This window comes from Methylobacterium sp. C1 (assembly GCF_001854385.1).
Taxonomy (GTDB): Bacteria; Pseudomonadota; Alphaproteobacteria; order Rhizobiales; family Beijerinckiaceae; genus Methylobacterium; species Methylobacterium radiotolerans.
In genome coordinates this window covers 3047446-3074278 of record NZ_CP017640.1, presented here as the reverse complement: position 1 = coordinate 3074278, position 26833 = coordinate 3047446, and the positions used below count along the sequence as shown (strand labels likewise).

Below are 26833 nucleotides of genomic sequence, written 5' to 3'. Positions count from 1 at the left end.
ATGCCATGACCACGACCAGCACCGCCTCCGCCCGCGACCGGATCCTGATCTTCGACACCACGCTGCGCGACGGCGAGCAGTGCCCCGGCGCCACCATGACCTTCGACGAGAAGCTCGCGGTGGCCGAGTTGCTCGACACGATGGGCGTCGACATCATCGAGGCCGGGTTCCCCATCGCGTCGAACGGCGATTTCGAGGCGGTCTCCGAGATCGCCCGCCGGACCAAGCGCGCGACCATCGCGGGCCTCGCCCGCGCCATCCCCGCCGACATCGCCCGGGCCGGCGAGGCCGTGCGCCACGCCAAGCGCGCGCGGATCCACACCTTCGTGTCGACCTCGCCGATCCATCTCGCGCACCAGATGCGCAAGAGCCAGGACGAGGTCGTCGAGATCATCCTGAAGACCGTGGCCCAGGCCCGCGACCTCGTCGAGGACGTGGAGTGGTCGGCGATGGACGCGACCCGCACGCCGCTCGACTACCTGTGCCGCTGCGTCGAGGCGGCGATCAAGGCCGGCGCCACGACGATCAACCTCCCCGATACGGTCGGCTACGCCACGCCGTCGGAGTACCGCGACATGTTCGCGAACGTCCGCGCGCGCGTGCCGAACGCCGACAAGGCCGTGTTCTCGGTCCATTGCCACAACGACCTGGGCCTCGCGATCGCCAATTCCCTGGCGGGCATCGAGGGCGGCGCCCGGCAGGTCGAGTGCACGATCAACGGCATCGGCGAGCGGGCCGGCAACGCCGCGCTCGAGGAGATCGTGATGGCGCTGCGCACCCGCGCGGACGTGCTGCCCTACGAGACCGGCGTCGAATCGACCATGCTGACCCGCGCCTCGAAGCTCGTGAGCCACGCCACGAACTTCCCGGTGCAGTTCAACAAGGCGATCGTCGGCCGCAACGCCTTCGCGCACGAGAGCGGCATCCACCAGGACGGCATGCTCAAGAACGCCGAGACCTACGAGATCATGACGCCCGCTTCGGTCGGGCTGACCAAGACCTCCCTGGTGATGGGCAAGCATTCCGGCCGGGCGGCCTTCCGCTCCAAGCTGGAGGATCTCGGCCTGCACCTGTCCGACAACCAGTTCCAGGACGCCTTCGACCGCTTCAAGGCCTTGGCCGACCGGAAGAAGCACGTCTACGACGAGGACATCGAGGCGCTGGTCGACGAGAACCTCGCCACGGCCCACGACCGGATCCGGCTGGTCTCCCTGTCGGTGATCGCCGGCACCCGCGGCCCGCAGCGCGCGACTTTGCGGATCGCCGACGAGACCGGCACGCGGATCGAGGAGGCGGACGGCAACGGGCCGGTGGACGCGGTGTTCAACGCGATCTCGGCGCTGGTCCCGCACCAGGCGCAGCTGGAGCTCTACCAGGTCCATGCCGTGACCGGCGGCACGGACGCGCAGGCGGAGGTCTCGGTGCGCCTGCGCGACGGCGAGCGCAGCGTCACCGCGCGCGGCGCCGATCCGGACACGCTGGTGGCGTCCGCGAAGGCGTATCTCTCGGCGCTGAACAAGCTGTCGGCCCATTCCGTGCGCGTGCATGCACAGCATGCGGCGGCGGAATGAGAAAAAGCTGCGGCCGGGGCTGGACAGGCCCCGGCCGCGTTGGTATCAGCCCGCCACCCCGGACGGACTTGGTGGCCACCGGGCGGTCGCAGACGCGATCGGGCGCATAGCTCAGTTGGTAGAGCAGCTGACTCTTAATCAGCGGGTCCTAGGTTCGAACCCTAGTGCGCCCACCAAACACTCCCTAGCAAATACAGGCACTTAGCCGCTCAGCGGGTCCTCCCCATTCGGGCGGATTTCGCACTCGGGCGGGACTCGGGCGGGCGCATGCGGAAAGGCCCCGCTCGGAGGGGCTCTCCGGCAGGGTGGTCGGCGGCGCGGGAAACCGGCTCGCGGCCGGCCCTTCAGGCGTCACGGATTCAGGCTGCCACCGCCCGCGTGTCCCGTTCCAGGCCACGCCCCGGGCAGGGGGCATCAAGTAACTTGATGGTGTCTGGCTCGAAAGTGTGCCTGCCCCCACGGGCTAGGGCTTGCCGCGTTCCTGGTAGGTCTCGACGAGGAAGGTCGCGATTGCCCCCGCCGCGTTCACCGCGAGGCTGGCGTGCCGGGGCGACGGCCGAACCCGCGGCCGCTCCTCCGTCGGCGGGTCGTCGGCGTGCGCATCCGAGAACCGGTTCCGCAGCGTGCCGAGCCCGTTCACCAGGGTCATCGCCCCGCCGAGGATCGCATGGATCGGCTCCTCGCGGTGCTGGTCCGGGGCGAGCCGCAGCCCGCGGGCGACGGCGCCGTACAGCTTGGGAAGGTCGTCCCGCGGCGCGTAGGCGATCCCAAGGCCGTCGAGGATATGCTTGCACACCGCCTCCAGCAGGGTGCGCGCGACCGTGATGGCGCCCTCGGGGTCGGCAGTCCGGCGCGCCAGAGCCTTGGTCCAGACCGCATGCACGCCGTCGGCATCGAACGAGGCGAGCGCATCGTTGACCACGGCGTCGCCGGGGGACCGGTTGCGGCCCTCCAGGTGGTCCATCAGGGGCGTGAAGGATTCGCGAATGAATGCCCGGCGCTCCGCGTACCGGCCGTAGCGGTCCTTGATGTACGGCCAGAATGCATCGAGCGTGCGCGAGGTCCGGACGAACGCCGGCAGGAGCGCCTTGGCCTCGTCGTCGTGGAGCAGTTCGCGCCTGAGGATCTCGTAGGCGTGCCCGTCGGGGGAGCCCCCGGTCGCGGCCGCGACGAGGATGCCCTCCATCATCGCGACCCGCTCGATGAGCGTCTCCGGCATGTCGTCCATGGGGCCTCCTGACTACAGGCCCAGGCTACCGTCATGCCGCCGGGTGCGCACGTGCGCACCTCAGGTGCGCACAGATGCCGACGGAGCAAGTGTCAATCGTAGTCAGACGGCGGATTGCCGCCGTAATGCTCCAAACGCTCTAGTTCCCAATACCACCCCGCCGCTTCCGCCTCCCAGCCCTCCTTATCGGCCTGATCTTGGGCGCGCTTGATAGCCTCCTTCGCGACCAGCCTCCGAAGGTACGGGGTGGGCGTGCCAGGGTGGAACCCGGTCGCCCGGGGCACGGTGCCGGGCTTGATGCCCTGGTCGATCAGGAGGAGGGCATCGCGGACGCGTGCATCGATGCGCCGGCTCATCCCACGATAGAGGACGTCGTAGAGATACCGGTGCAGTCGGTTCTCGTTGGGACCACCCGCCTCGCTAATCTTGCGCGTCAGTTCATCAGCCGCCTCGCGGCTCTCCCCGAAGCGCGCATCGAGGACCTGCAGCATCATGCGCTCAGGCATGTCCGGCGTGACCTTCACCTGGCGAAGGATCTCGTCCTGAGCCGCGAGCAGTTGACCCTGAACGAGACGGATCGTCTCGTTGGTCTCCGGAGACAGCTCCGGGTCGGTCTCAAAGACCTCGTATTCGAGCAAATGCATGTGCGCCTCCGACCTCAATCGGGGCGCACCCTGGCCGTGCCGGGTTACCGGGATCCGAATCGGGCAAACCTACATACGGCTACGGTTGCCGCCGGGTGATGCGGTCCTGGCGAATGCGGCGGGTCGGCTTAACGGTTGCGCTCGGCCTCCCGCCGGGCGGCGAACCGCGGGTTGACGGGGACGCCCCCGCGCCGGTCCCAGGCAGCCTTCGCCGCGGCGGCGGCGTCCCGAAGCTCCTGCCGGGCGCGCTCGACTTCTGCGGGGGCGCCCGGCCTGTTGAGATGCGCCTGAAGCCGGTCGATCCCGGCACTGACCTGGCGCCCCAAGCCCAGGATGGCCAGCGCAACGGCCTCGCCGGCTGCGGCTCCTTGATGTGCCGCCCGGGCAGCTTGCAGGTCGCCGCCGAGCGCCTCGCCGCGGCGCCGGATCTCCGCCCCGGTGACGACCTCGACCGCGTTAGCGAAGGCCTCGATGCGGGCTGCGGCCGCCACACGCCGAGCAGTTCGCCGCTGGAGGTGGACCTGCGCGCCGGCGCGCCCGAGTTCCCGGCGAATGGTGCGTTCCAGGTCGGTCATGCCATCACCCTCAACTCGACCTCGACGACCTCGGGCTCCAGGCGCTCCGGGTAGAGCGTCGGATGGTGCGGCCGGAAACGCTCCCAGTGCTCGCGCGCCTGGCGGGCGGTCGCCTCGGCCGCCTCGCGCTTGAGGTAGACCTGCGCCGTCGCGAGGCCGTCCCACGACCTGCTCTGCGGGTGCATGGAGTGGTTGCAGAACAGGAGGCCGGAGACGGCGTCTCGAACGGCGAAGCGGCGGACCGGCGCGGCCGCAGCCTCGGCCGACGGTGGGTATGCCTCGGCGGCCCGGAGTGCGGCGACTGCGCAGGACCGGCAGCGCTTGAACCGCTTCTCGCCTATGGCCCGCTCGCGGCAGTCGGCGCAGCGGCCCATGTAGAGGCCCGGCGACCAGCCGAACCGCGCGAGATCGGCGTCGGTGTAGCCGTCATGCTCAGCCATGGGCGGACCACACCGCCGGCAGGTCGGCGTCCCGGGTGCGCCGCGGCGCCGAGGGATCGCCCTGCATTCGGGCTAGCACGCGAGCGGCGAAGTCCGGATGCATGCACTCCGGCATCGGCGCGGCCGGCCGGGACGGGAAACAGAGGGGCGACGACTGCCCGAGGATCTGCCCGGGCTGCAGCGGGCGACTACGCTGCGCGGCTTCGACGGCCCGGTCGCAGGCGGCGCGGATACGGTCGGCGTCCGTCATGTCAGGCTGCCTCCGCCATCACGCGGGTCATCGCGTAGGACGGCACGTAGCCATCCAGCACGTTTCCGGTCGGGCGGATGGTCCGGAGCATGGCCAGGGTCAGCTTGGCCTTCGCCTCCGGGGTGTCGGCCTTTCGGTGCTGGAACAGGAACGGTCGGACATCCGCCGGCATCGACGACAGCCGCAGACCGAGCTCCTTGTCCGAGAGGTTCCGGACATCCTCGACCGCCGAGAGCAGGCGCTTGAGCAGGCTCAGGTACCGGTTGCCGATGATCGAGCAGATCTCGTCGAAGTCGTCCCAGAACTCCTCTGGGAGATCCTTCCGCATCTCGGCGGGGTCGCCGCCGGTGGCGAGGACATCCCACACCGCCAGGGGCGTGCACCGGCTGATCAGGCCGTGGAGGCGCTTGTACTCGGCGCCCTTGATCTTCAGCCGAGAGCCGTCGGCGAAGCGGATGACGAAGCCCTCCTTGTCCCCGGGGAGCGCCGCGGCCCGGGTGACCATCGCCGCGATTGAGACGAACGCCTGCCGCTGGACAACCTTGAACGCGAACAGGCTGTCCTCGGCGAGGGTCATGAGGTCATCGTACGGGACCTCCCGGCCGTCGGCATCGTAGGCGGCGAGCAGCGACAGCCCGGCGTCCGCGTAGCGGATGACGATGATGGTCTCGGGGTAGATGGCCTCGAAGAGGTAGGTTGTCCCGGGCGTCAGGCGCGAGGTGTCCATCGCGTCGAGGCGCGCCTGGGCCCACAGGGCCTGCGAGCTGTCGAAGGCCCCCTTGGTCGCGGCGCGCCATCGGCCGGGGTGGCGGAAGGCGACGATCAGGCTGCCGTCGAGCTTGTCGAACGCCTCGAAGGGCAGGTCCGTGGAACCCGGCGCGCCGCGCTCGCCGAGGTTGAAGAACTTCGGGAACGGCGTCGCCACGACGCTGCGCGCGGACGGATCGACGATCAGGCCGCGGGCCATCAGCGAGAACGCGTCCCAGCCGTGGTCGTACACGCAGCGCTGGGTGTAGCAGTAAAGGTGCAGGCCGGTTTCGGGACAGACCTTCCGGCTGACGTAGCCAACCGTGCGCGCCTTCTCCAACCCGGCGACCAACGCCTCGAAGCTGAGGGAGCGGGCGGGGTGAACCGCCGCCGCCTGATGGCTCACCTTCGCCTGTTCGGTCATCCGAATCGCCTCCCGTCCCGCACGAGGGGGAGGCTCCCGCGAGGTGACGCTATCCACAAGCGAGAGGGTGGGTCGGCTTGACCGGCGACGCGTGCTCCTTATGTTCGAACCACTCCTCGCTCCGGCGGGGGCAGGCCTAACTTTGAGAAGAGCCAGGTCGAAGATCGGTCCACCTCCCGGCGACGGGAGGGCAACCCTTGGCTCGCTAACAGCCACGTTGGCGATGTGGGTTCCTCCCGGTGGGAGGGCGGACCACCCTTCACCGCATGTACCGCGGTGAGTGAAGTCCCCTCCCGGTGGGAGGGCAAGCCCGGCCAGATCCCGACAGGGCCTGCCGTCTGAACTTTCTCCCGCTTGCGGGAGGGCAAACCCGGCTGACCCCCTCGTGTACGGGGCGACCTGTGATCCTTCCTTTGGGAGGGCAGACCTGCCGGTTCATCCCCTCGGTTTTGGGGAACGTGAACCTCCCCAGGGGAGGGCGAACGAGACGGGCTCGCCGCGAGGCGGGCCTTTTTCGTTTCAGTCCTCATGGTATGCCGGGGCATGCCTCTCCTGCTCCGACCCGTCCCGGATGTCCCCGATGCCGTCGGCGTCGTTGACGGCGCTCCCCTGACTTACGAGGGCCGTACGCCCCACGTGGCTGGTCGCCCCGTGGCTCACGAGGAGATCGCCGAGGATCTCGCGGCCGCGGTTGACGCGGCCGCAACCGCGCTCTGGGGCGGCGACTACGTGAACAGTCTCGCGCGGACCACCTCCCTCAACAGGCGCACGGTCACGCCCGACCGCGTTGTCAAGAACGGTTTGCCGCCGTGGGTGCTCCGGCTGCTCGGGACCGCGGCCGCGGCGGGGACACCGAGGGCGATGGGCTACTTGCTGCTGGCGGCGGTCGAGCTCGTGGACCGAGGGCCCTACACCCAGGGAGAGAGCATGATGCGGACGCCTCCCGGGGACCGCCACGACCTCGGCGTCGTCTCCCGGGCCGGCATGGACGCCGCCCTGGCCCTTGTGCTCGGCGCTCGGGACGCCCGGGAGCGGCCGACCACTACAATTGTCGAGGATCGCGAAGCCGGCCGTTAAGGATTCGTTGACCTGTCCTTAACACCCGGCGAGTAGGGTCCCGGACTGACGCGCCCAAGGCTTTCGCCTGTGGCGTGGGTAACGAGGACACCCCGATGACGAACCCACGCGCCCGCAGCGCGCACCCGACGACGCGCGCCCTTTTGTGCGGCGCCCGCCCCACCGGCGACTGCGCCTACCGCGACCTCTACGAACACCTCGTCACTGGATGGCCGGCCCTCGTGCTGCTCGACCGCCCCGCGCTGGTCGAGGCGGTAGGCGGCTCCGACGCGATGGCCGAACTCCTCCGCAGCACGTACCTCACATGCGCGGAGCTCGTCGTGGCGGAACACTGCCTCGACCGGGTGACGCGCCGGGTGTTCCAGACCCGGCTGCTAACCTCCAAGGTCGAGCTCGGACGCCTGCTGGCGCTCCGCCCCGCAGAGGACGTCGACCTCGACCTCGGGTACGGCCTCCATGACCCGCTCGACGACCTCGACGACCGGCTGCTCTACCACCTGGCCTCCTCAGGCGACCGGTTGGCGGCCGACCGTCTCCGGGGCGTCGTGGCACGCCATGCCCGCAGGGACGGCGCCATCGAGGGCCGCGCCGCACTCATCTCCACGCTCCTCGGGGCGGAGATGCTGGACGGCCACTATGAGCCGCGGTGCATCCCGGGGACGCATCGCTACGACGTCGTGGGCCAGTGGCGCGAGGCCGGCGAGGAGTACGTCGCCCAGGTGGCGCTTGCCACCCGGGAGCGCGTTCGCGACGCCATCGTCGAGGCCAGGGCCAGCGCGCGGGAGGCCGAGGAGCCGACGCCGAAGCGGCCGTCGCCGCTCGCCGGTTTCCGGAAGGCGGCGGCCGAGCCGACCCCGCTGCCCGGCAGCGCGGTCCTGCTCCCGTCGAGTATCCTGGAGGGCGTCGGCCGAAGCGACAACCAGAAGGAGCTCAAGCGCATCCTCGGGGATGTCCTCGACGTGCCGCTGCCCGGCGTGCGCGTGCCCGGGGACTGGGACGCTTGGGAACGGGCGCTGCTCGCCCGGCATCCGAACGGCGGCCGGTTCTTCCGGGCCATCCGCCGGAGCCAGGGCGGGCGCGAGTTCTGGGGGCACGCGGTCGTATGCGCCGACGGCCCCGCAGGCGCCGGTAAGAGCGCTATGTGCCGGAGTGTCGCCGAGGTCTCCGGGCTGCCGATGCGACGCTTCCAGTGCGACAACGCCTCGGACAACTCGTACGGGGGCACGCCCATCCGCTGGACGAGCGCCCAGCAGGACTTCGTCACCGCCGCCTTCGTTGAACTCAAGCGACGGACGTTCGTCGCCATGCTCGACGAGGTCGAGAAGGCCGGCGGGTCCAGGGACACGAACAGCGGCCGGTTCCACGACGTCCTGCTGGGGCAACTCGACCCCGAGACGGCGGCGGCCTGGCCGAGCACGTTCCTGTGCCATCCGGTCGACCTCACGGGCGTCGTCTTCCTCTGCACGGCCAACGACGCCTCCACGCTCCCGGCGCCCCTGCGCGACCGCATGGTCATCGCCCGGGTCGACGAGCCGACGGCAGACCACCTCGCCGTCCTGGCGCCCCAGGTCGCCCGGGAGGTCTGCCGCCGGCAGGGCCTCGACGAGCGCTGGGGGGCGCTCGATCACGTCGAGATGGCGTCCCTGGCCGAGGCGTGGCCGGGCGGCTCCATCCGCCGGCTCGTCCGCCTTGTCGAAGTCGTGCTGCAGGCCCGGGACGAAGGCCCGGCCGCGGCCCCCCGCCATTGATCCAGGAGAGCGACATGCAGCAGCACATCGAGACCGCCGCCGACCGTCGCGAGGCCCTGGCCTCCCTGGCGCTCCACGTCCTGAAGCTCGCGTGCGCCGGCCAGGTAAACCCGGTCGATGCGGCCGCCGTCTCGGACGCCATCAGGCTGATCCGGTCGGCGCTACCTGAGCCGGAGGAGGCCTCCGATGCCGCCTGACGAGGACCTCCACGCGGTCCGCGACCGTCTGCGGCTCGCTTGGGCGACCCGGAGGGTCTGCGGGCTCGTCGCCGTCGCGATGGCGCTCCGCGTCGACCGGCTCATCGCCCTGGACGACGCCGGCCGCATCCCGCGCGCGGATGCCATCCGGATGGCCCTTGAGGCGGAGGCCGTCGCGCTATGCGTCCGCCCGCTGCCGCTACCGTAGACGCCTACCGGAACCTGTCCCGCGGGTGCTTTTCCGTAAGGTGCGCCGGTCGCGTCGTCGGGCACGTGGATACCCTGACCCTGGCGGGCGTCCGGTTCGTGGTCTCGGCCGCCGGCGTCCGTCGCATTCAGGCGCGCCGCGCCCGGGAGGTGGTCGCCTTCGTCAGGGGCGTCCCCATCGAATCCGGCCCACTCCCGCGCGACGCCGTCCGGGTGCGCTTCTGCCCCTACCGAGGGGCCGCTTTCACGCTTGAGGATGGCACGCCGGTGAGCGCGGCCGCCCTCGTGATCCTCGCCGCCGACGGCTCCTGCTGGGCCGTCGACCCCACCTGATGGAGCCCCGAGAATGCGAACCCTCATCCTCGCCGCGGCGCTCGCCGCTCCCTCCGCCGCTGGCGCTGTCGAGTTCTGGCCGGACTACACCTCGGGCTGGCAGTATGCCCTGTCGGAGCCCGCGGGCCCGGGGCAGGAGCGCTACGGCGTCGTGGACGCGGAGCCGACCGGCCGGGCCGAGTGGCGCGTCCGCGTGGAATGCGGCGTACGGTCCACGCGAACTGGGAAGACGCTCAGCCGGGCAGTCGGTACGGGATCGAGCGGCCGGGGAGCCTCGCCAGGATTCGGGGGGCAGTGGACCTGGGAGGGCGGGCGGCCGGGCGGGAGCTTCGTCGTCACGCAGTACCGCCGGAGCCCAGAGCGCCTCGACTTGCCGGGCGAGATGACGGCCCCGGAGTGCCCTCGCCGCGGGACGGGGGCGCTTTCGTCGGGCGACTAGCGCGCCTTGGCCTTGGCCTTGGCGAGGTTGGCCGCGTGGACGGCCCGGGCCCGCTCAGTATTCCGAAGCCGCATCGCCTGCTCCCGGGCGCGCACCTCGCCGGCGAGGTCTGCCTCGCCAGCCGCGGCGAGGAGCTCGGCTGCGGTCTCGATGGCCCATAGCCGCGCCCTGGCCATCGCCTCGGGCGTGGTGGCGAGCTCCCCGGCGCGGAAGCGCCTGATGGAGCGCTCCTCGATGCCGGCCTGAGCGCCGAGCTTGCCCTCCCAGTGCGTGCCGAAAACTGACATGCCGATGCGCTCCAGCGCGTCGAACGACGGCGGCGCATCGAGGCTGGGGCCGCCGTTCCCGCCCTCGGTCGGCAGCGCCGGATTTTCGGACATCCGCTTCAGGGCGGCCCGCTCCTCGACCTCGGCCCGCCTCGCGCGCAGGGCGGCGGCAGCGGCCTCTCGGCGCTCCTTCGACGCCACCTTCTCGCCGGCGCGGCGCTCCCGCGCGACGGACATCTCGATCATCTCTTCGATGTCGTAGTGCTCTGCCTCGGCCACCTCGGCCTCCCTTCGTGCGTAGCCGCCGGGGCCGGCCGCGGGGGTGCGGCCGGCCCGTGTTGTAGCGAAGGGTCCTTCGCTACGGATTACTTGGATGGCTCAGATGCCGGGGAGCTCGGCCTGCCGGGCGGCGACGGCGGCCTGCAGGGCCAGCACCTTCCCGGGGCCGGCGAGCCACCGGTGCCGCAGCCAGACCAAGCCCGAGCGGGTGACGACCGCCTGGTTCCGGAGCTTGCCGTTGGCGTCCGGCTTGGCCCGCAGCTTCATGTAGCCGTCCCGGCGCATGGCCGCCGCCGGATGGAGCTCGCCGCCGTTCTCGCGGATGACGTACTTCCGCTCCTCCATCCACTTGAGGAACAGCATGCACGGGGCGTCGACGGCCCGGGCCGCGGGCCGCAGGTTGCAGAGGCCGTCGTCGTCCAGGAATGCGAGGTTGGCGTCCACCATGGGGCGCTGCTCCTCGACGACGGCCTGGACGACGGTGAGCTCCTGCTTGACCTCAGCGGTCTCGGCGCGGGCGAGCAGCAGTTGCTCCGAGTAGCCGATCAGCAAGGTCCGGAGGGCGGCCGGGTCGTTCGGGTCGAAGGGCTGCGCCTGGGGCTGGCGGAGCGTCGCCTCCATCCGGTTGAAGGCCTCGATGTAGTCGAGCTTCCACTGGAAGGCCCGCTCGCCGGTGAAGCCCATGACGATGAGGCTGAAGGCGTCGCGGTCGAGGCGGTAGGCCATGGCCTCACCGGTGGCACCGTTGCCGATCCCGACGGTGTCGAACATCGGCACAATTTTGCGCCCGAGCAGGTCGGGCCGGCGCGCGAGCGCGGTGCGCACGGCGACGAGGACCGACTTGTGGCTCTTGTTGAAGAAGGCCGCGATATCGCGGGTTTCGGCCATCGCGGCGCCGTCGATGACGTCGACGACGGGACTGAGGGCCAGGGACGTGGTACGGTGCAGGACAGCTTCGGACACGGCTTCCATCCGGGTCTGGAGTGAGGCCTCGGTTCGGTGTTAGCGCACCGGCCGGGGCCGACCCTGGGTCAGGGCTGCAACGATTAAAGCGATTCGGTCTGCATCCCACCAGGGGCGTGTCCGGAAATCCGGCGGTCCTGCCCGAGCGCCGCCGCGGCCAGGGTGACGTAGACCGCGAGATACGCCTCGCCCTCCGGCCCCGCCGGATTTCCGGACATCACCGCGCGGGCGGCCCGGAGCGCATCCCGGGCGAACAGGGCGGCCTCCTCGACATCGGTCAGCGCCCGGCGGGAGGGGTCAGCCTCGGCCACGGTCGGCCTCCGCGGCATCGAGGGCGCGCACCGCTCGGTCCAGGGCGGCCTGCAGGGTGTCGGGGAGCTCCCTGTCCTTGGGCAGTTCGAAATACCAGCGCCTGTTTCGGACGAGCTCGCGGGCGGCCTCGATGACGGCGCGGGCGGCCGGGGTCATGCCGCCCTCGCAGCGCGCAGCGTGGCAGCGTCCTGTTCGGAAGAGACGCCCCGTAGCATCACGCCGTCCTCGGGCACGCCCGGCCTGTCGAAGCGGGCGACGACGTAGGCACCGCGGTCATCGAGGGCGAACAGGTAGGCTGGTGCACCGACGCCCGGATGGTCCATCGAGGCGAACCACGCGGACACGCGGTTGATGGCCTCGGTCGGGACGGTGCGGGCGAGGGCCCCCGGCATGTACTCCGCTAGGTCAGGGCGAGATCTTCGATGCGGGCGAACGCCGTCGCCGCGGCGGCAGCCCCGGACGACAGTTTGCAGATTACCCAGGGGACGGGGATATTCATGCGGACCTCCACGGCGGCCGGCGAGGCGGCTCGGCGAGGCAGAGCCCGATCAGCATCCCGACGACGAATGCGGTCGTGACGGTCATGGGTGCCTCCGGCGGTGGCGGGCGCCTCGGACGGCATCGGCGACGGCCTGGGGAGCGGGGGCCGCGGCGACGGCCTCGCCCCGGAGCGCGCGGTAGACGTCGGAGCCGACGGTCGGCGCCGGGGCGGCCGCGAGGCAGTACAGCGTGACGAGCGCGGCCGGGGTCACTGGCCCGGCCTCGCGATGGCCCGGACCGCGCCGAGCTTGCCGTAGCAGTCTTCGTGAGCGCCGCGCAGGTCGGTGACGTGCACGGCGACGTTGCGCTGGGAGCCGCCGCGGCGCCAGGCGGGCGCGCCCTGGCAGGTAAGGAGCTCGTCCGGGATCTCGGCGAGGGGTCCGGAGGAGTGCTGGCAGCCACCCAGGGCGAGTGCTAATAGCGCGACGGCGAGGAGGGGCTTCACTGTCCGGCCTCCAGGGCGTCACGGAGAACGGGGGCGACCGGCCCGTCGTCCGATGCCGGGGCACGACGGATGCGGTCCTGGACGGCCGCCGTGGCCCGGGTCCGCTTCGCGCTGGCCTGGTGTTCGCGCTGAAGGGCGGAAACCGCCCGGCCGCGGACCTCGGCGAGCTCGCGGGCCTCGTCGCGCTTCCGTCGTGTCGAGGCGACCTCGTCCCGGAGTCGGGTGACGTAGGCTACGCCGACCAGGATCACCGCGACCAGCGCGACCGGGACGGCCAGCCGCGGGGCGTAGACCACGGCGAGCCCGGCGGCGGCCATGGCGACGAGCGCCGCAATTCCGGCGGGCGTGACGAAGAGGGCGAGCGCCAGGTCGAGCATCAGACGTGCACCCCGGCGCGCAGCAGGCGGATGCGGAGGCGGTAGGAGTGCAGGGCCAGGGCGGTGTCCACGGCCTGTGCGACGTCGGCCCGGAGGCGGTCCGCATAGCTCGGGTCGCCGAGCAAGCGGAGGTACTCCTCGGCCTCCCTGGCGACCGCGAACAGGTCTTCGTCGCCGTCGCGGCGGAGGCTGGCGGTGCGCAGGGCCGTCGCGAGATCCTAGTTCCGGTCAAGGGTGGCCTTGGTCCGGGCGGCGGCTTCGAGGGCTTGGGCGTCCATGTCAGTGCACCTTCCCGGCAGCGACGACGATGCGGCGGTGTTCGGTCGCGACCTCGGAGCCGCCGTCGGCCGAGAACTCGGTCACGGTGGGCGCGCCGACGGAGATGGAATGCAGGTCCCGGCACGGGCATGCCGGCGGCTGTGTCCGGGCGACGAGGATCTCCTTCACGGCCTGGACGAGGGCGCACCACCCGATGAGGGCGCAGGCCGCGACGGCGACGATGGCTGCGGTCGACATCAGGCGACCTTCCGCTGGCGCCCGAGGGCCCAGGCCACGAGGCGGGTAGCCACGACGCGCCGGAACGCCCGCCAGGCAGCGATGAGGAACACGACCACGCACGGCAGCTTGAACACGGCGAGCAGGAGGAGCGGACCGGAGATCGCCAGGACCGCCAGGAGCCAGACGGAGGCCGCCAGGTTGACCGCCGTGAACCAGTCGTCCCCGACCCCGGCGGCAAGTGCGGCGCGGTGGGCGAGGACCTCCCAGACGCACGAGAGACCGAGGACCAGCACGAAAAGGTCGAAAAACATCATCGTCAGATTCCCTTTAGGCAGAGGGCGCGCTCCTGCGTCCGGCGCCGGGTCAGCACCGGCATCGTGACGCCGGCGGCGCGGTTGAAGCGGAGCATCGCGTCATAGGAGGCGCGGCTCTCCCCGGCATTCCAGAGGCGGGCGACCGAGCTCTTGCAGAAGCCGCCCGAGTCGACGTTGTAGGAGAGGCTCAGGAAGGCGGCGTAGGTCTCGTCCGCCATCGGGCGGGTGACGCAGGCCTCCATCCGCAAGGCGTACTTCTCCAGGCTCCGGGCCAGCATCGCCTTGCACTCGGCGACCGTGAGCGTGTCGCCGCGGCGGATGCCCTCGGTCTCGCCGAAGCACGCGGTCCAGGGTTCCCGGCCCGTCGCCGGGTCCGGGTAGGCCGTGGTGCGCAGGCCCTCGAACCCGCCGACGAGGCCGGTGCAGAGCGCGGCCGCCGCGGCGGAGCGCTTCAGCCGGGACCCGACGCCGGACTTCGAGGAGATCCTGGCGGCGGCGATGGCGGGCGCCGGATTTCCGGCAACGGCGCGGGGTGCGGCGCTGGCTGTGCCGACGGCAACCGCGACGCCGAGCTTGCGGAAGAAGGCCAGCATCACGAGGCGTCCCCGGAGACCTCGGGCTGCGCGATCAAGCGCGCGCCGGTCGCGACGAGGTTCACCAGGCCGTAGCCGACGGCGAACCAGACCAGGTTGATGGGCGGCGCGCCGGCGAGGACCGACATGCCGAGGACGACGGACGAGGCGACGGTCGCGACGGCGTTCAACTGGAACGACCAGCTATGCCGGACGACCTGCCAGAGGTTCGGGACGGGCTTCGGCTTCCTCACGGGAGCATCCTCCGAGTGCGGCGGGTGGGCGTCGGCGGGACCGGCGGTGGCACCGGGGTGGTCGCGGCCGGGAAGGCGCGAGCCAGGATGTCGGCGTGGTCGCTCAGGGCCCGGGAAAAGTCCGTCCCGGTGCGGACGATGGTGAAGCCGAGCTCCCGGTCGGTCTCGGTCAGGGCGACGCGAGGCACCACGGCGTCGGCGGCGGGCCTCTGGGTGCGAAGGCGGCCCTACAGGTAGAAGCCCACGGTCGCGGCGGCCCCGAGCACGGCATCGGCCGCCTTCAGGACGCCGTCGGGCACGGCGACGATGGCCGCGTATGCATCGGAGAGCATCAGGCGGCTTCCTTCCGTGCCAGCGCGTACCGCCGGTCGTTCTTGCCCTGGTCGGCCAGGCTGCGGCCGGCGGCGTAGAGGTCGAACAGGCCGACCGCGAGGTAGACGAGGGCACCCGTGTTGAGGCCCGGGTAGCCGTCGTCGGAGAACAGGCGGGCGACCCACAGCCAGACGAGCGCGCCGACGGCCGAGATGAGGAACCGCAGGGTCGGGCTGCGGCGCCAGTTGCCGTTCACCCACAGCCCGATCATGCGCACCGTGGCGATGCCCAGGAGGCCCATGCCCCAGGTGCCCTCGGGAGCCACCGCTGCAAGGTTGACGAAGACCGGCCGGCTGAACGTCGCGCCCGGCGCCAGCAGGGCTAGGGCGAAGGCCATGAGGATGGCCGCGGACAGCCACTCGGCCTCCCGTGAGACGTGCGGCGCAGGGGGGACGCGGAACGTCACGACCGGCCTCCCTTGCGCTCGGGGGCGGCGGCAGGGGCGTCCTCGCCCGGTTCAATGTGCGAATCGGGAATTGCCTTATCCACAGGCTCCACGGCCGCGGGAGCGGGCTCCGGGACGGGCTCGGCGGCCGGCATGAGGTCGGCGTGGCGGACGATGCCCTGTCGGCCGCAGCGGCCGCAGTGGACCTCGCTCCAGTCCATCCCGGGTCCGAGCAGCGGGCGGATGCCGGCCCGGCAGGCCGCGGCGTCCGCGCGGGCGTCGAAGGTGAAGGGGACGGGGTCGGTCGTGCCGGCGCTCCCAGTTCGAGGATGGTCCGAGGGCGGGACGGGACCGGGGAGGAGGGACCGGCGGGGGCGGCGTCAGCCCTCCACTTCTTCGCCAGCACGGTCACGACGGCCCGGTCGGCGAGGGCCAGCTTCAGGCCGTCGACGATGACCGCGCAGGCCCCGTTGGCGACGCCTAGGCCACCGGCGACGGAGAGGTGCCGGCGGATAGCCCCGACCGGCACGCGGCGCCGGCGGAGTTCCAAGATGGCCTCGTCGTCCTCGACCGTCGGCTCGACGGCCTCGCCCAGCTTCTTCTCGGCGTAGCGACGGACGGCGTGGTCCGTGACACGGGCTCGGACGCCCTCGGGGTTGCCGCGCTGCATGGCGTCACGCCGCCCAGGGACGGGGCAGGAGGCGGTGCGAGACGTAGGGGCTAGGGTGCATGGCGGGTCCCGACTGATGACGTCAGGAGCGTCCGCCGGGAGGTGCTTCAGGGATAGGTGCGGGCGCCGAGACGCTTTGGCCTGCTGGTCCCGGGGGACGGGAACCGAACGGCATCACCGGTTCTGCCGAGCCCGCCTGTGCCAACTGGACCCGTTGCCGGGTCCTACGTCGACCGGTGTCGGCCCGTCGGTCCCCGAGGCCCGCACCCTCTACAGGTAGCCCTTACGGGCTACATCCTTATTGACCCGGTCAAACCGTGACACGTGGCGCTTGAAGTTTGCCACGCCGGGGGGCAGTCTGAGTGCCGGAAACGATTTGCCGGGTCGCGGGTAGAGGTGCCTCGCGGGCCGGCAGTAGCCGGAGAACAGCGAACCGTGTCCTTCGAGTTGTCGCCCCTTGACGGGGCAACCGTGGCCGCGACAGGCCCAACCGGCGATGCGTCAGTCATCTACCGTCCCACAACATACGCCCTGCGCTACTCGCACTACGCCACGCTGCTGCATCCCGTGGACACGCGCGGCATCGCGGTCCTGACGCACTCCGTCCGGCTGCCGGAGCTCGACGAGGAAGGCCAGACGCAGTGGCGTACGAAGGCCACCGGCGCCGACGGGTCCGAGCTCGCGGAAGCCGTCGACCGGCTCCGGGCCCGCGGGATCACGATGAACCTGTTCCGGAAGCGCAAGGGCGAGGACCACCGCGAGAAGCCCCGGAAGCCCACCTGGAACCTCGCGGCGCTGACCTGCACGTGGGTCGACCTGGACTTCTACAAGATGCCGGAGTTCGCCCACGCGACCGCTCGGACGATGGTCCCGCTGATCATCGACCGCTGCTACGACCGCAACATCCCGTTCCCGTCGTATATCATGTCGTCCGGCCGGGGAGCCTTGGTGGTGTGGCTCCACGAGCGGCAGAAGCCGGCCGTGCTCCAGGTCTGGCGGGCGATGCAGCGCAGCCTGCACCGGACCTTCGAGGACATGGGCAGCGACCACCGTGCCTTGCCCGCGACAATGACGTTCTCCGTCGCCGGCCACACGAAGACGGAACGGAAGACCGGCATCAAGCGCCTCGTCGAGGTCGTCTACCCGGAGTACGTCGACGAGATCGTCCGCCACGGTTTCACGCACCTGCGCGAGGCGCTGCTCGACTACACGCCCAAGCAGGTCGCAGCGCACCTCAAGGCCCAGGCCGCCAAGCGCGCCGTCAAGGCCAAGGCGAAGGTCGAGCGCCGGGCGACGGCCGCGGCGGCGGGTGAGCCGATCAAGCGACCGCCCTACACCCTGGTGACGCTGCACCGGGCCGTGCACCGCGACCTGACGCGCCTGTTCGAGGCACGGTTCCCGTTCGGGCTGCCGCCGAAGGGGTACCGCGACGCGTGGTGCTTCGACATCTGCACCGCCGCGGCGTGGTTCATGACCCCCGAGGAGCTCGCGGCCGAGGTCGACCGGATGGCGGACCTCTGCGGCCTGAAGCAGCGTGAGGCCCGGGGCATGATGGGCTCGCTCCTGCAGAGGGCGCGCCGGGCCGCACAGGGGCGTACCGACGCCTATGGCAGCGCCCGGTCGGACCCCCGCTACAAGTCGAATCCCGCGAAGCTCGTCTCGGCCCACGGCATCGAACGATCCGAGATGGTGCGGCTCGACCTGCGCATCCTCGTGAACGCCGGCGTCCGTCGCGACCGCGAGGCCCAGCGCTCCCAGAACCGCCGCGCGGTCGCCGGCGCCAAGCCCCGGGGCGACGCGCAGGCTGCGCGGCTGGCGCTCGGGCAGCGCGGTATCGCCAAGCGCGGGCAGGGCATGACGCTGGCCGCCATCGCGGCCGAGGAGGCGGTGAGCGTCTCGCAGCTCAGGAAGGCCATCCGCGAAGCATCGGTCGTCGGCGCCATCGGCAAGACCGTGCCGAAGCCGAAGCAGGGACGTCCGCGCAAGGCCGACCCAGCCCCGGCTGGAATGTGTCACGATTCGACCGGGTCTATTGACGCGTGCGCGCAGCCCGTCGAGCCGCCGGCCGCTGTTGTCCCTGTCGAGCAGGGGGCCTATACTGCGCCCGTTCGCTGTTCTGCACCTCAGACTGCAACCGACGCCCGCTGCGCGCCTACCGGCCCGGCGGGCGTTGTCGTGTCGGATGATGAGCCCGCCCCGGCGCCCGCGTAGCCTGGAACGGGTCACGCCCGGCGGCGCACCCTGCCGGGCATGAGCACGACCAATCGCGTAGGCATCGCCGCCGACGTCGCCGGCCAGATAATGGACTGGCGGCTCAAATTCGTCTCGACCGTCGGCGAGGCCAAGTACCGGCGAGCTGCCGGCTGGGCGGTCGACGAGGTCGCCAAGCACGCCGTGCTCGGCATCAGGAAGCAGTTCCACAAGCACCTGAAGAGCAACACGCCCTGGACTGAGTCCGCGATCAAGTACAAGCGGAGCTCGGCCGCGGGCCTGAACGCCATCGAGGCGGGCACGAACGACGCCGGGCTGTTCTCGGCCGTCTACGTGATGCCGAAGCAGTCGACCTACCTCAAGTATCTGTTTGGCGTGCAGGACAGCACCCGCCTGCCGGGCGACGTCGGCCTGGCGCAGGACAAGATCCTGATCCCGTTCTGGCAGAACATCAGCCTCGCGCAGGGCGTCCAGCCGACCCAGTACGGGGGCGTGCCGAGGGGCTTCCTGGCGCGCCTGTCGCGCGAGGTGGCGGGCATCAAGGCCAGGGCGTCCACGGCCAGCCGCTGGGGCGTCTACAAAGGGACGATCACCCTGCACGGCCAGCCAAGGCTCGCGTATATCGCCCGGCCGCCGCGCGTGCCTACCGGCGAGACCCAGCAGATCTTCTCGCTGCGCCGGGGCGGCCGCGTCGTCACCGTCGGCAGGCGGATGCGGGATATCGACCACCCGCGCATCCTGTTCCTGGCCGTCGACCTGGCGACCTACAAGCCGATCCTGGAGAAGCCCTGGGAGGAGGCCTGCCAGGCCGCCGCGGCGCGCATTCCCGAGATCATGGCCGCGCAGTTGGCGGACAACTTCGCCCACGCCGCGGCGAAGCGGGGCGGCACCCGCATGGCCGCCTGAGCGCCGGAAATCCGGACATGGCCTGAGGGGATGCCACCGCGTGCCACCGTGCGCACGCCGCAGCACGTGGTGGTGCGCACAGGTGCCGACGGGGCAACCCACAACCCCCATTCGCGCCCGCCCGTGACGATTGTCGCGCGCCCCGGGGCGGGCCGGCACGCCCTGCGGCGTGGGCGTGGCCAGGATCGGGACACGCGCCCGCGGGCAGCGTGATGCGCCTCGGTCCGCCGAGCGGGAGTGCCGTCGCGGGGGCGGGGCGGCACTCCCACCCTGGGGGGCATCGCGAGCCCCCGGGGGGCACCCCCCCCGATGGGGACCCCTCACGGGGGGAATGCCGTGCGGGGAGCATTTGCGCCGCGATAGCTCGGTACTTGCGAAGGAATTTCCGTGGCCACCCAGCAGCAGCACCCTCGGCAAGGCCCTGAAACCGCACGGAAATCCCCGAAGGACGTTGCGGGGTCCCCCGTCGCGGCACGGGCACCGGGAGAACGTGGCGTGAACAACCGCCTCGGGACGACCGAGACCCGCGGTTCGCGGGGGGGAGACCCGGTGAGCGCTTCCGACCGGCTCATGTCGGTGAACGCCCTGTCGCGGCTGACGGGCTGGACCGGGGCACCAACGACGCCTGGATGGGTAGAGGCTGCCCGGTCGCGCACCGGTCGACCGGCCCCGGCGACGAGCACCTGCTCGACATCGGCGAGGTCTGGCGCTGGCACGTCCAGCACATCAAGGCAGAGGCCATCCGCGAGCCATGACCGCCGGCGCCGACGGCGAGGGCGGCTTCTCCGGGTGGATGGGCATCCGGGAGCCCGGGAAGGCGTTCGACGCCCAGCTCAAGCTGATGAAAGTCGCCGAGAAGGCCGGCGAGCTCGCGCTGTTCAAGCGGCTGGAGAACGCCCTGGCGCTGGCCATGAACGCCATCCGGGTGAACGTGATGACCGTGCCCGAGGTGATCTTCCGCGAGATGTCCGGATTTCCGGACGAGAAGACCCTGACCTGGCGGCGCACCTCGCTCGACCAGTGCCGGGCCGCCCTGACCGCGGCCGAGCGCGACATCGCCAAGGCCATGGAGGCGGATGCCGGCGCACCTCGTGACCGGGAACCACGAGGGCATCTCGGACCAGACCGAGCGGTTCGCCGGGCTCGACTTCAAGCGGACCATCGAGTGCGAGCGCCAGGACCTGGAGGACCAAGGCGTCAACGCCTGCTGGCGCCAGTTCGTCGACCACGCCCTCATCACGGGCCGGTTCGAGCTCCCGCCCAACACCCCAGCCTGGGAGGTCTACCAGGTCGACTGGGACTGGCCGATCATCCAGCTCAACAACCTGTCGACCGACATCAACGCGTTCGCCCAGGGCATCGCGGCCGGCATCATCGACCCGTCGTATGCGACCCAGAACCTGTTCGGCGTGCGCCACGAGGTCATCACTCGCCGCCTCGCCGCGTCGGAGGCCCGGCGCCAGGCCAACGGGTTCCAGCCGCTCGCCGGCGCCCCCTCGGGCGCGCCCGACCCGTCGGCCCGGGGCGCGCGTGCCGTCGAGCCGCAGGCCGCGGTCGGCGCCGGGACCACGGCCCCCGTGCCGGGTGGGCCCGCGGGCTCGCAGCAGGCCCCGCGCTGGGACCCGAACTCGACGCCCATCGCGCAGAGCATCTGGAAGCAGGTCCTCGCCGAGGAGCAGTCCGAGCGCGACCTGGTGGACAACGCCTTCGTCGCCGACGCGGCCCTCGACGCGTTCGAGCCGGCCGTCGAGGCCTGACCGGGACGGCCCGACGGCGTGCTCTCGCGTGCCGTCGGCGTGCGCACAAGTGTGCACGGAGCAACCCACAACGGGTTTCCGCCGGAAATCCGGCGCTCGCCGACGCTTTTCTCGGGCTGGCCTAGCCCTCGTCGCCGGGCGCGGCCTTGGTAGTGAGCTCCTCCACGGCCGCGGCCGCGCGGTCTCGGACGCTCTCGACGTGCCGCACGACCGGATCGTTCGGGTCCATGCCCGCGTCGAGCATGCCCTGCAGGGTCGCGTCGGTCTCGTCGCGCGCCCGCTCCATCCGCTGCCGCCAGACCTCGCGGATCCTCGCCATCTGCTCGCCCGGCTTGCCCATGTCGTAACCTCCGTGTCCGCACGCGCGCCGGGCGGACCCTGGCCCGACGCGAGGGCGCGTCGTTTAGAGCACCCCGGCCGCCGTGTCTCGCCCCGCCGGGCGGCGCCCCGGGGCGTGGACTAGACCTGACCAAGGCCGGGTTCGACCTCACCGAGAATCCGGCATGGGCCGGTCTCGGCCTGTGGCAGGTCGATGGTGAGGCGTATGCGGGCTACCCCCTGCCCGAGGGCGCCACGCTTGTTGAGCGTCCCGGGGACACGCCGAGCACCTCGGATCTCCTCGCCTACGCCCATGACACCCACCTCTCGGCCGAGGCCGGCGGGACCACGTGGAAGGGCTGGCCGGTCAAGGTCGACGAGCGGGCCATGACGCGCGCCCTCGGGGAGGTGACGGCCGTGCTGATAGGTGCCCGCGCCGACGGGGACCCGTGGACCTTCGGCGACGGCGTCGCCCGGCCGTTGTCGAACGAGGACCTGAAGGCCTTGTCCCTGCGCATGCGCCGGCATGTCGGGGTATGCCTGGCGGTCTACAACCAACTGGCCGCGGGCATCGCAGCCGGGCAGGTCACCGCGACCGCGCAGGTCGACACCGCCTTGGACGGGGTGCCCGCCCTGGTGCTCGCCGGGGCCGCGGCGTGACGTCCCCGGCCATGCGGCTCCTGGCGCGGAGCCTCGCCCGCGCCCCCGCCCTCGGGCAGGCCGCGGTGCTGGAGACGGAAGCCCACGGGACGCTGCGCCTGATGGTGACGTTCGACCGGCAGGAGGTCACTTAGGACCGCGACGGTGGAAGGGTCAGCATGCTCGATGCGCACCCGGCGCTGATCATCGAGGAAGCCGCGGGCCCGGACACAGACGGGGGCGACCTCGTCCTCGTGGACGGGCGCCTCTACGCCATCCGCCGGGCGCTCTCGACCGGCCGCGGGCGCATCCGCTGCGACCTGAAAGACGGCCAGTCCTGGCGCGCGACGTGGGGCGATTCGGGTGGAGCTACCCTGTCGGGGCGGTTCTACCTCGCCGGCGGCACGGGCTCTGACGACCATCTCACGACCCCCGCCGGCAAGGTGCTCGCGGCGGTCACCCAGGACTTCACGCTGTCCGGAATTCCGGCGGGGACAGCCATCGAGGCCGACGGCGCGGACTTCACGGTGATGGGCTCCGGGTTGGACCCGGCTCGCGCTGCGCGTGGACTAGTGGGGTAACTCAATCCGGGACCCGTAGCCCTCGGGCATCTCGTAAGCCGCGAGGGCGTCCTCGTCAGCGCGGGTGCGCGCCTGATCCCGCGACCGGGCCTCGTCCGCAGCGATGCTCGTCGACAGCCTGAGGATGCTCAGGATTCCGGTGACGAATGCCATCGCGCGCAGGGTGAGGAACACGAACAGGGCCGTCAGCACCGCTGGGAACAGGAAGCTGAGGTCGAGCGGCGGCAGGCCTGCCCAGCCGAGCGGGATGGACGGGACCGCCCACTTCATAAGCTTGCCGGCGATGGCGAGGATGCAGGCCGCCAGGCTGTAGAGGAACAGGCCGGCGAACACGCGGATCTGCCGGTCGAGGGCGAAACCGAGCGTCTGGATGCGCAGGACCGAGAAACCGCCTGCCCGGAGGACCGTAGCGCCGAGGGCCATGGCCGGCACCAGGGCCGCGATGAGGAAGCCCAGCACCGTCACGATCTCGGCTGCGCCGTCGCCATAGAAGCTGTTTGGCATGGCGTAGCCAGCGCCCACACCCGCGAGGGCGGCGACGACGGTCTCCCAGCCTGTGAACTTCAGCCTCATTCGATCAACCCGGCATCCCTGTAGGACGCCGCCGCTTTCGCCAGAGCATTCCAGGCCTCCTTGCGGACCAGAATGTTCCCTATCCGTTCTATATCGACCTGTTCGCTCAGGCGTTCAAGCACCCCGCGGTTCTTCCGGATGCCGTCGCCTATGACGATGAGGTCGTCCTCAGGAACATTTCGCAGCAGGGCCACCGCCTCCTCACCCTGCATCTTCAGCGTGCTGCGGCCGGCCTTGAGCGTGATGCTCAAGTTGAGCTCCACCGCTGCTCCGTGCGAGCGCATCATATCCTCGATGACAGCAGTGTCGAAGTTGGCCGCGCGCAGGATCGAGAGGACGCTCGTCGTCGGTTCGACGTCCTGGCTGTGAACCTCGGTCCGGGCTCCGTCGAACAGGGTGTCGACCTGAAGCGGCGCCGGGCGAAGCCTGATCAGCTTCACGTCCCGGAGGCCCTCGACCTCCTCATCCAGGAACAGCTTCGGGATGAGGGGCACCCTGGCGTTGCGCTGCGCGACTGGGGTCCGCTCGCACAGCAGCCAGCGGAGGTACCGCTCGAAGATCGGATTGGTGAGACCTTGGTCGACGACGAGGACATGGTCCTTGCGGATCATGAAGAACGTCATGCCCTGCAGGACCTCGGCATCATTAGGCTTCACCGCCTCGCGAATTTCGAGCTCCGCGGTCGATGCCGAGTTCTGCACCAGAAGGGGTATGTTGGTATTCGGATCAAACCGGACGAGCTCCCCATACACGTCGCCGTTCGCGGGCAGGAAACGCCCGTTCAGGACGACGCTGCCATGGTCGACGTCCTCGTAGGTCCGGAGGCGGACGTCGCCATACAGGTCCTGACCATCGACCTTGTGGGCCAACGCCTTCGCGACCGCTTCGGAAAGGGGCTCGGACACAACTGGCTCACCGCCCCGGAAGAACCGCCGGTAGTGAATACGGACACGCTTGGACGGCATCGGGTCAGTGGCTTTCCCTTGATCACGCTAGAGTTGCATCCCTTCCCGGGAAAATCGAGTGCCAGCTAAGCCGGTAGCGCCCAGTGGACTGCCCCAAGTTCGGTGTGGCGGCGCCTCATGTGCCGGCTGGGCCGAACAGCTGGCTGAGGTAACGATAGTACTCAGGTTGCTTCTGCCGGAGCTCGTTCCGGGTTCACGAGCACCTAATCCCCCTCGTTGTGGCTGCGTGTGTTGCGGGTCAGCGTTAAGCCCTATGAGGACCAGTTCTCCTTGGGGTGCGCTAACGTCATCTCCCAGTTTAGCGCGCCAATACAGCGACAGGCTCAACTCGCTGATCTAGAATAATATAACACCGTGCGTAGACCGCACGCGTCGAGGCAAGCACATTCTTTTGTAGGAAACAGTCGCTTAGTCGAGGTCGAGTACGCCGAGTGTGTTGAGGCGGAGGCGTGGTTCTGAGACCGATGCTCACTAGCGGGAGGCGCGATGCTGCCATGGGCTTCTACTCTAACCAACTGACAAGACCCATGCGGTGAACGGCGGACTTCGGGGCACACCAACGATCACTGGTATGACCATTCGGGGTGGTTTTCTGCCGTTCCGTTTCCGAGCAGCAGAGGCATCGGAACGGACGTACTCGTCCTGCACGCGTTCCACCCATCTGCGGCATCGGAGATGGACGCCGTCGATATCTGCTTGTCTTGGTCGAGCCGACGTTCAGGCCGCACCGAGCCGTGCTGCCGCTCGCAACTCAATCCGAGCTGCGCTCCGGAAAACCAGAACCGGTTGAGTTATCAAGGCTTGCGGATGCTCGTCTGTCGATTGGCTGAACTTCTGCCCGATGTTTACCAAGCCATTCGATGTCCCGTGCAGCCTCGGAGTTAGGTTGCGTAGACGAGTTGATATGCAACCACAGGATGCATAACATCTGGGCATGCGCATTCTATCCGCCGTTGCCTTAGGCTCTGTGATGGCCTCAGCTGGGTCAGCCGTAGCCCTTGCCTCTGTCCTGTTTCCAGTGGAGCCAGCTCCCTTGGCCCCGCCGTGTACCGAACGTGCAGGGACCGTATATTGCGCGAACGGTTATGCGGGCTTTCGAGGCCCCTCAGGGAACCTCTGGATGGGCAGAGGTCGCCGAGGGACCGTGATCGTCAACATGGATGACAATCGGCAGGATCAAGAAGCACCCTGGCGCAAGCAAGATCGCGATAGTTCCACTAATCATCAGGAGTGGTGAGGCTCCCCAACTCCACGCCGAAGTTGCCGAACGGCGGACGAACGGCTGCTTTGGGGAAGCGCGGAGCGCGATCCGGGTAGCCGGGTTGGGTCGGTAGGAGGCCGTCCGCTTTTGCGGCTGGGCTGCTCCGAAGCAGCCATTCCGCTTACGGCCATTTCCAGGCCGCTAGAATGTGCCTCTGGATGACCGGGGTGGGTGGGTTTCTGCCGGTCTGCTTCCGGATGGCGGATGCATCCAAGCGGACGTAGCCGCGGGAGCCGATCACGACCTTTAGCGGGCTTTGAAGACGTTCGGAGCCAGGTCGGACGCTGCCGAAGCCTTACTCCTTGTCGCTAGCGTCCAGCAGGTTGCGCAGACGCTCTGCCTCCGCGATCACGACAGCGACGGAGCGTTGACGCTCCTGCGGATTACGGACCGCAGCGTATGCGCTCAAGAGCGCTGCAACCGCCTTTGGCATTGCCTCGCTGTCGCGGGATGAAGGCTCCCCCTGATCATAAAGGGAGGCGACTGGCACCTCGAGTTCGGCGGCGATCCGCTGAGGGATGCGAGCGGTGAACGTCTTGTGTTCCATCGAGCACTTCTGCCATCGCGACGCCGCGATGGCCTTAATCCATGATGGCGCCCGCAGCCTTTGCGCTAGTTCTGTTTGGCTATTTTAGATATCAGCAGCGGTTCAGTTTAGGCAGCAAAAGACCGACGGCCCGGTCAATAGCCTGCGCGCCGGGAGCATATGAAATCAGGGCGGCATCGGAAACATGGGTGAGTGTAGCCAGGCTCTCGGATGGCTACGGTGTGCCGATGACCAATTGGGCCACCCTCAAACCCGCCGAGCAGCGCCGCTTGCTCGAAGAGCAGATGCGGACCTGGCGGGCTCTAGACAAGTTGACAGCGCAGCAGACTGCCGAGGCAATTGCTAGATCCCGTGAGCTTCTGCGTGTTAAGGTCTATTGGTCGCCGAAGCTGAACAAGGACTGCTGAGGCTTACCTTAATCGAACCGCACGAACGGTCTCCTATAGGGGGCTTTCTACCTGTCTGCTAGTGGGGGCAGATGCATCGAAGCGGACATCGCTGTTTCGCCCGCTCCCGACCTGTTACGGATGCTGAGAGCGTCCGCTTGCAGGCCGCCCAAGGAAGCTGAGACCCATTACCGGAATGGACGGAATGGAAGCCCGACAGTGGCGTCTCAGACTACGACGCTCCTTCCTTGCCGCGATGGCTCGACAATGCTGGAGCTTCCAGGGTGATGAAATCGAAGCGGAACAGCACGAGCTTCCGCTCGTCTGTCACCTCAATGTGCCAATCCTCACCTTGCGCGATGCGCTTGGCTTCGTCCTTGATGATCGCGCCTGCGAATTCAATAGCTTGAATGCGGGCCTCCTGCCAGTCAGCAAATTCGGTGCCCGCATCGTCAAGCATGCTGACGCCGTCGTAGATGTTGAAAAAGAAACGCGGCACGCAGTTCTCCACCATACAGTGGGGCGGGAGTTGCGAACTCTCAGGTGCAGGCATGCCGGGATA

40 protein-coding genes and 1 tRNA gene are annotated in these 26833 nt (G+C 69.9%); 16 read left to right on the top strand and 25 right to left on the bottom strand.

Annotated features, from left to right (window positions below; translation table 11 throughout):
• Nucleotides 1-5: 5 nt before the first annotated feature.
• On the top strand, nucleotides 6-1571 hold the full coding sequence (locus BKE41_RS14285; RefSeq protein WP_012319619.1) for a 2-isopropylmalate synthase: 1566 nt from the start codon (nucleotides 6-8) through the stop codon (nucleotides 1569-1571).
• A gap of 100 nt (nucleotides 1572-1671) precedes the next feature.
• Nucleotides 1672-1747 (top strand) — tRNA-Lys (locus BKE41_RS14280).
• A gap of 287 nt (nucleotides 1748-2034) precedes the next feature.
• Here the strand turns inward: BKE41_RS14280 and BKE41_RS14275 are convergent.
• The 6 genes from BKE41_RS14275 to BKE41_RS14250 all read right to left on the bottom strand — a co-directional run bounded on the left by BKE41_RS14275 (nucleotide 2035) and on the right by BKE41_RS14250 (nucleotide 5879).
• Nucleotides 2035-2799, bottom strand: a complete 765-nt coding sequence (locus BKE41_RS14275) for an abortive infection family protein (protein WP_070999656.1) — start codon at nucleotides 2797-2799, stop codon at nucleotides 2035-2037.
• 92 nt (nucleotides 2800-2891) lie between these two features.
• On the bottom strand, nucleotides 2892-3443 hold the full coding sequence (locus BKE41_RS14270; RefSeq protein WP_159392757.1) for a hypothetical protein: 552 nt from the start codon (nucleotides 3441-3443) through the stop codon (nucleotides 2892-2894).
• A 128-nt stretch (nucleotides 3444-3571) separates the two neighbouring features.
• Complete coding sequence (locus BKE41_RS14265; protein WP_070999652.1) at nucleotides 3572-4018, bottom strand: hypothetical protein; 447 nt, start codon at nucleotides 4016-4018, stop codon at nucleotides 3572-3574.
• Complete coding sequence (locus BKE41_RS14260; protein ID WP_070999651.1) at nucleotides 4015-4458, bottom strand: hypothetical protein; 444 nt, start codon at nucleotides 4456-4458, stop codon at nucleotides 4015-4017. Before BKE41_RS14260 ends, BKE41_RS14265 begins: the two co-directional genes overlap by 4 nt.
• Entirely contained in the window at nucleotides 4451-4708 is a 258-nt protein-coding gene (locus BKE41_RS14255) for a hypothetical protein (RefSeq protein ID WP_070999650.1), read from the bottom strand. Before BKE41_RS14255 ends, BKE41_RS14260 begins: the two co-directional genes overlap by 8 nt.
• A 1-nt stretch (nucleotide 4709) precedes the next feature.
• Nucleotides 4710-5879 carry an RNA ligase gene (locus tag BKE41_RS14250; RefSeq protein ID WP_070999648.1) on the bottom strand — a complete coding sequence of 390 codons (1170 nt, stop codon included), beginning with the start codon at nucleotides 5877-5879 and terminating at the stop codon, nucleotides 4710-4712.
• A 543-nt stretch (nucleotides 5880-6422) separates the two neighbouring features.
• Here BKE41_RS14250 and BKE41_RS14245 point away from each other — a divergent pair.
• The 6 genes from BKE41_RS14245 (at nucleotide 6423) to BKE41_RS14220 (ending at nucleotide 9880) form a co-directional block, all read left to right on the top strand.
• The gene (locus BKE41_RS14245) at nucleotides 6423-6956 is read left to right on the top strand and encodes a hypothetical protein (protein WP_159392756.1); all 534 of its coding nucleotides are present in this window, start codon (nucleotides 6423-6425) and stop codon (nucleotides 6954-6956) included.
• 95 nt (nucleotides 6957-7051) lie between these two features.
• On the top strand, nucleotides 7052-8704 hold the full coding sequence (locus BKE41_RS14240; protein ID WP_083374360.1) for an AAA family ATPase: 1653 nt from the start codon (nucleotides 7052-7054) through the stop codon (nucleotides 8702-8704).
• A gap of 14 nt (nucleotides 8705-8718) precedes the next feature.
• The gene (locus tag BKE41_RS14235; protein WP_159392755.1) at nucleotides 8719-8901 is read left to right on the top strand and encodes a hypothetical protein; all 183 of its coding nucleotides are present in this window, start codon (nucleotides 8719-8721) and stop codon (nucleotides 8899-8901) included.
• On the top strand, nucleotides 8891-9109 hold the full coding sequence (locus tag BKE41_RS14230; RefSeq protein WP_070999640.1) for a hypothetical protein: 219 nt from the start codon (nucleotides 8891-8893) through the stop codon (nucleotides 9107-9109). The genes BKE41_RS14235 and BKE41_RS14230 overlap by 11 nt, the downstream gene beginning before the upstream one ends.
• Nucleotides 9110-9174: 65 nt before the next feature.
• Nucleotides 9175-9441: a hypothetical protein gene (locus tag BKE41_RS14225; RefSeq protein WP_159392754.1), complete on the top strand. Its 267-nt coding sequence runs from the start codon at nucleotides 9175-9177 to the stop codon at nucleotides 9439-9441.
• 13 nt (nucleotides 9442-9454) lie between these two features.
• The gene (locus tag BKE41_RS14220) at nucleotides 9455-9880 is read left to right on the top strand and encodes a hypothetical protein (RefSeq protein WP_070999637.1); all 426 of its coding nucleotides are present in this window, start codon (nucleotides 9455-9457) and stop codon (nucleotides 9878-9880) included.
• Here BKE41_RS14220 and BKE41_RS14215 read toward each other — a convergent pair.
• The 14 genes from BKE41_RS14215 to BKE41_RS14160 all read right to left on the bottom strand — a co-directional run bounded on the left by BKE41_RS14215 (nucleotide 9877) and on the right by BKE41_RS14160 (nucleotide 15478).
• Nucleotides 9877-10425: a hypothetical protein gene (locus BKE41_RS14215; protein ID WP_070999635.1), complete on the bottom strand. Its 549-nt coding sequence runs from the start codon at nucleotides 10423-10425 to the stop codon at nucleotides 9877-9879. The two genes, BKE41_RS14220 and BKE41_RS14215, sit on opposite strands and share 4 nt — an antisense overlap.
• 99 nt (nucleotides 10426-10524) lie before the next feature.
• Entirely contained in the window at nucleotides 10525-11397 is an 873-nt protein-coding gene (locus tag BKE41_RS14210; protein WP_043757794.1) for a phage regulatory protein/antirepressor Ant, read from the bottom strand.
• Between the two features lie 74 nt (nucleotides 11398-11471).
• Nucleotides 11472-11699 carry a hypothetical protein gene (locus tag BKE41_RS14205; RefSeq protein ID WP_070999633.1) on the bottom strand — a complete coding sequence of 76 codons (228 nt, stop codon included), beginning with the start codon at nucleotides 11697-11699 and terminating at the stop codon, nucleotides 11472-11474.
• Nucleotides 11686-11856 carry a hypothetical protein gene (locus tag BKE41_RS31660; RefSeq protein WP_012319603.1) on the bottom strand — a complete coding sequence of 57 codons (171 nt, stop codon included), beginning with the start codon at nucleotides 11854-11856 and terminating at the stop codon, nucleotides 11686-11688. The genes BKE41_RS14205 and BKE41_RS31660 overlap by 14 nt, the downstream gene beginning before the upstream one ends.
• A complete protein-coding gene (locus BKE41_RS14200) occupies nucleotides 11853-12092 on the bottom strand; it encodes a hypothetical protein (RefSeq protein WP_070999630.1) in 240 nt (79 codons plus the stop codon). The genes BKE41_RS31660 and BKE41_RS14200 overlap by 4 nt, the downstream gene beginning before the upstream one ends.
• Nucleotides 12093-12448: 356 nt before the next feature.
• Nucleotides 12449-12685, bottom strand: coding sequence for a hypothetical protein (locus BKE41_RS14195; RefSeq protein WP_012319600.1), 237 nt, complete (start codon nucleotides 12683-12685; stop codon nucleotides 12449-12451).
• Complete coding sequence (locus BKE41_RS14190) at nucleotides 12682-13062, bottom strand: hypothetical protein (RefSeq protein ID WP_070999628.1); 381 nt, start codon at nucleotides 13060-13062, stop codon at nucleotides 12682-12684. Before BKE41_RS14190 ends, BKE41_RS14195 begins: the two co-directional genes overlap by 4 nt.
• Complete coding sequence (locus tag BKE41_RS32435; protein ID WP_012319598.1) at nucleotides 13062-13187, bottom strand: hypothetical protein; 126 nt, start codon at nucleotides 13185-13187, stop codon at nucleotides 13062-13064. The genes BKE41_RS14190 and BKE41_RS32435 overlap by 1 nt, the downstream gene beginning before the upstream one ends.
• A gap of 154 nt (nucleotides 13188-13341) precedes the next feature.
• Nucleotides 13342-13578 (bottom strand): hypothetical protein, encoded by a 237-nt coding sequence (locus BKE41_RS14185; RefSeq protein WP_012319597.1) that lies wholly within the window; start codon nucleotides 13576-13578, stop codon nucleotides 13342-13344.
• Nucleotides 13578-13874, bottom strand: a complete 297-nt coding sequence (locus BKE41_RS14180; protein WP_012319596.1) for a hypothetical protein — start codon at nucleotides 13872-13874, stop codon at nucleotides 13578-13580. The genes BKE41_RS14185 and BKE41_RS14180 overlap by 1 nt, the downstream gene beginning before the upstream one ends.
• Before the next feature lie 2 nt (nucleotides 13875-13876).
• Nucleotides 13877-14467, bottom strand: coding sequence for a lysozyme (locus BKE41_RS14175; protein WP_083374359.1), 591 nt, complete (start codon nucleotides 14465-14467; stop codon nucleotides 13877-13879).
• The gene (locus tag BKE41_RS14170; protein ID WP_012319594.1) at nucleotides 14467-14700 is read right to left on the bottom strand and encodes a hypothetical protein; all 234 of its coding nucleotides are present in this window, start codon (nucleotides 14698-14700) and stop codon (nucleotides 14467-14469) included. The genes BKE41_RS14175 and BKE41_RS14170 overlap by 1 nt, the downstream gene beginning before the upstream one ends.
• Entirely contained in the window at nucleotides 14697-14888 is a 192-nt protein-coding gene (locus BKE41_RS14165; protein ID WP_041372329.1) for a hypothetical protein, read from the bottom strand. The genes BKE41_RS14170 and BKE41_RS14165 overlap by 4 nt, the downstream gene beginning before the upstream one ends.
• 143 nt (nucleotides 14889-15031) lie before the next feature.
• On the bottom strand, nucleotides 15032-15478 hold the full coding sequence (locus BKE41_RS14160) for a hypothetical protein (protein WP_012319592.1): 447 nt from the start codon (nucleotides 15476-15478) through the stop codon (nucleotides 15032-15034).
• 1084 nt (nucleotides 15479-16562) lie between these two features.
• Between BKE41_RS14160 and BKE41_RS14145 the strand changes: the two genes are divergently transcribed.
• From BKE41_RS14145 to BKE41_RS31215, 4 genes are all read left to right on the top strand, one after another.
• Nucleotides 16563-18338: a hypothetical protein gene (locus BKE41_RS14145; RefSeq protein WP_012319590.1), complete on the top strand. Its 1776-nt coding sequence runs from the start codon at nucleotides 16563-16565 to the stop codon at nucleotides 18336-18338.
• A 39-nt stretch (nucleotides 18339-18377) separates the two neighbouring features.
• Nucleotides 18378-19244, top strand: coding sequence for a hypothetical protein (locus BKE41_RS14140; protein WP_012319589.1), 867 nt, complete (start codon nucleotides 18378-18380; stop codon nucleotides 19242-19244).
• Between the two features lie 629 nt (nucleotides 19245-19873).
• The gene (locus tag BKE41_RS32430; protein ID WP_280944529.1) at nucleotides 19874-19999 is read left to right on the top strand and encodes a hypothetical protein; all 126 of its coding nucleotides are present in this window, start codon (nucleotides 19874-19876) and stop codon (nucleotides 19997-19999) included.
• A gap of 321 nt (nucleotides 20000-20320) precedes the next feature.
• Nucleotides 20321-21001, top strand: coding sequence for a hypothetical protein (locus BKE41_RS31215; RefSeq protein ID WP_070999621.1), 681 nt, complete (start codon nucleotides 20321-20323; stop codon nucleotides 20999-21001).
• A gap of 121 nt (nucleotides 21002-21122) precedes the next feature.
• Here BKE41_RS31215 and BKE41_RS14125 read toward each other — a convergent pair whose 3' ends face one another.
• The gene (locus BKE41_RS14125) at nucleotides 21123-21341 is read right to left on the bottom strand and encodes a hypothetical protein (RefSeq protein WP_070999618.1); all 219 of its coding nucleotides are present in this window, start codon (nucleotides 21339-21341) and stop codon (nucleotides 21123-21125) included.
• A gap of 365 nt (nucleotides 21342-21706) precedes the next feature.
• On the opposite strand from BKE41_RS14125, the gene BKE41_RS14120 reads away from it, so the two are divergent.
• The 3 genes from BKE41_RS14120 to BKE41_RS14115 are packed head-to-tail and all read left to right on the top strand — an operon-like array spanning nucleotide 21707 to nucleotide 22539.
• On the top strand, nucleotides 21707-21979 hold the full coding sequence (locus BKE41_RS14120) for a hypothetical protein (protein ID WP_070999612.1): 273 nt from the start codon (nucleotides 21707-21709) through the stop codon (nucleotides 21977-21979).
• Nucleotides 21976-22113, top strand: coding sequence for a hypothetical protein (locus BKE41_RS31210; protein ID WP_159392753.1), 138 nt, complete (start codon nucleotides 21976-21978; stop codon nucleotides 22111-22113). Before BKE41_RS14120 ends, BKE41_RS31210 begins: the two co-directional genes overlap by 4 nt.
• A gap of 24 nt (nucleotides 22114-22137) precedes the next feature.
• The gene (locus BKE41_RS14115; protein WP_070999610.1) at nucleotides 22138-22539 is read left to right on the top strand and encodes a hypothetical protein; all 402 of its coding nucleotides are present in this window, start codon (nucleotides 22138-22140) and stop codon (nucleotides 22537-22539) included.
• Here the strand turns inward: BKE41_RS14115 and BKE41_RS14110 are convergent.
• The 3 genes from BKE41_RS14110 to BKE41_RS14100 form a co-directional block, all read right to left on the bottom strand.
• A complete protein-coding gene (locus tag BKE41_RS14110; protein ID WP_070999608.1) occupies nucleotides 22528-23112 on the bottom strand; it encodes a hypothetical protein in 585 nt (194 codons plus the stop codon). The genes BKE41_RS14115 and BKE41_RS14110 overlap by 12 nt on opposite strands.
• Complete coding sequence (locus tag BKE41_RS14105) at nucleotides 23109-24077, bottom strand: hypothetical protein (protein WP_070999606.1); 969 nt, start codon at nucleotides 24075-24077, stop codon at nucleotides 23109-23111. Before BKE41_RS14105 ends, BKE41_RS14110 begins: the two co-directional genes overlap by 4 nt.
• A gap of 1556 nt (nucleotides 24078-25633) precedes the next feature.
• Nucleotides 25634-25885, bottom strand: a complete 252-nt coding sequence (locus BKE41_RS14100) for a hypothetical protein (protein ID WP_070999605.1) — start codon at nucleotides 25883-25885, stop codon at nucleotides 25634-25636.
• 41 nt (nucleotides 25886-25926) lie between these two features.
• Here BKE41_RS14100 and BKE41_RS31205 point away from each other — a divergent pair, with 41 nt between their 5' ends.
• Entirely contained in the window at nucleotides 25927-26292 is a 366-nt protein-coding gene (locus BKE41_RS31205; RefSeq protein ID WP_159392752.1) for a hypothetical protein, read from the top strand.
• A gap of 211 nt (nucleotides 26293-26503) precedes the next feature.
• Here BKE41_RS31205 and BKE41_RS14095 read toward each other — a convergent pair whose 3' ends face one another.
• Nucleotides 26504-26770, bottom strand: coding sequence for a hypothetical protein (locus tag BKE41_RS14095; protein ID WP_071000687.1), 267 nt, complete (start codon nucleotides 26768-26770; stop codon nucleotides 26504-26506).
• Nucleotides 26771-26833 lie beyond the last annotated feature (63 nt).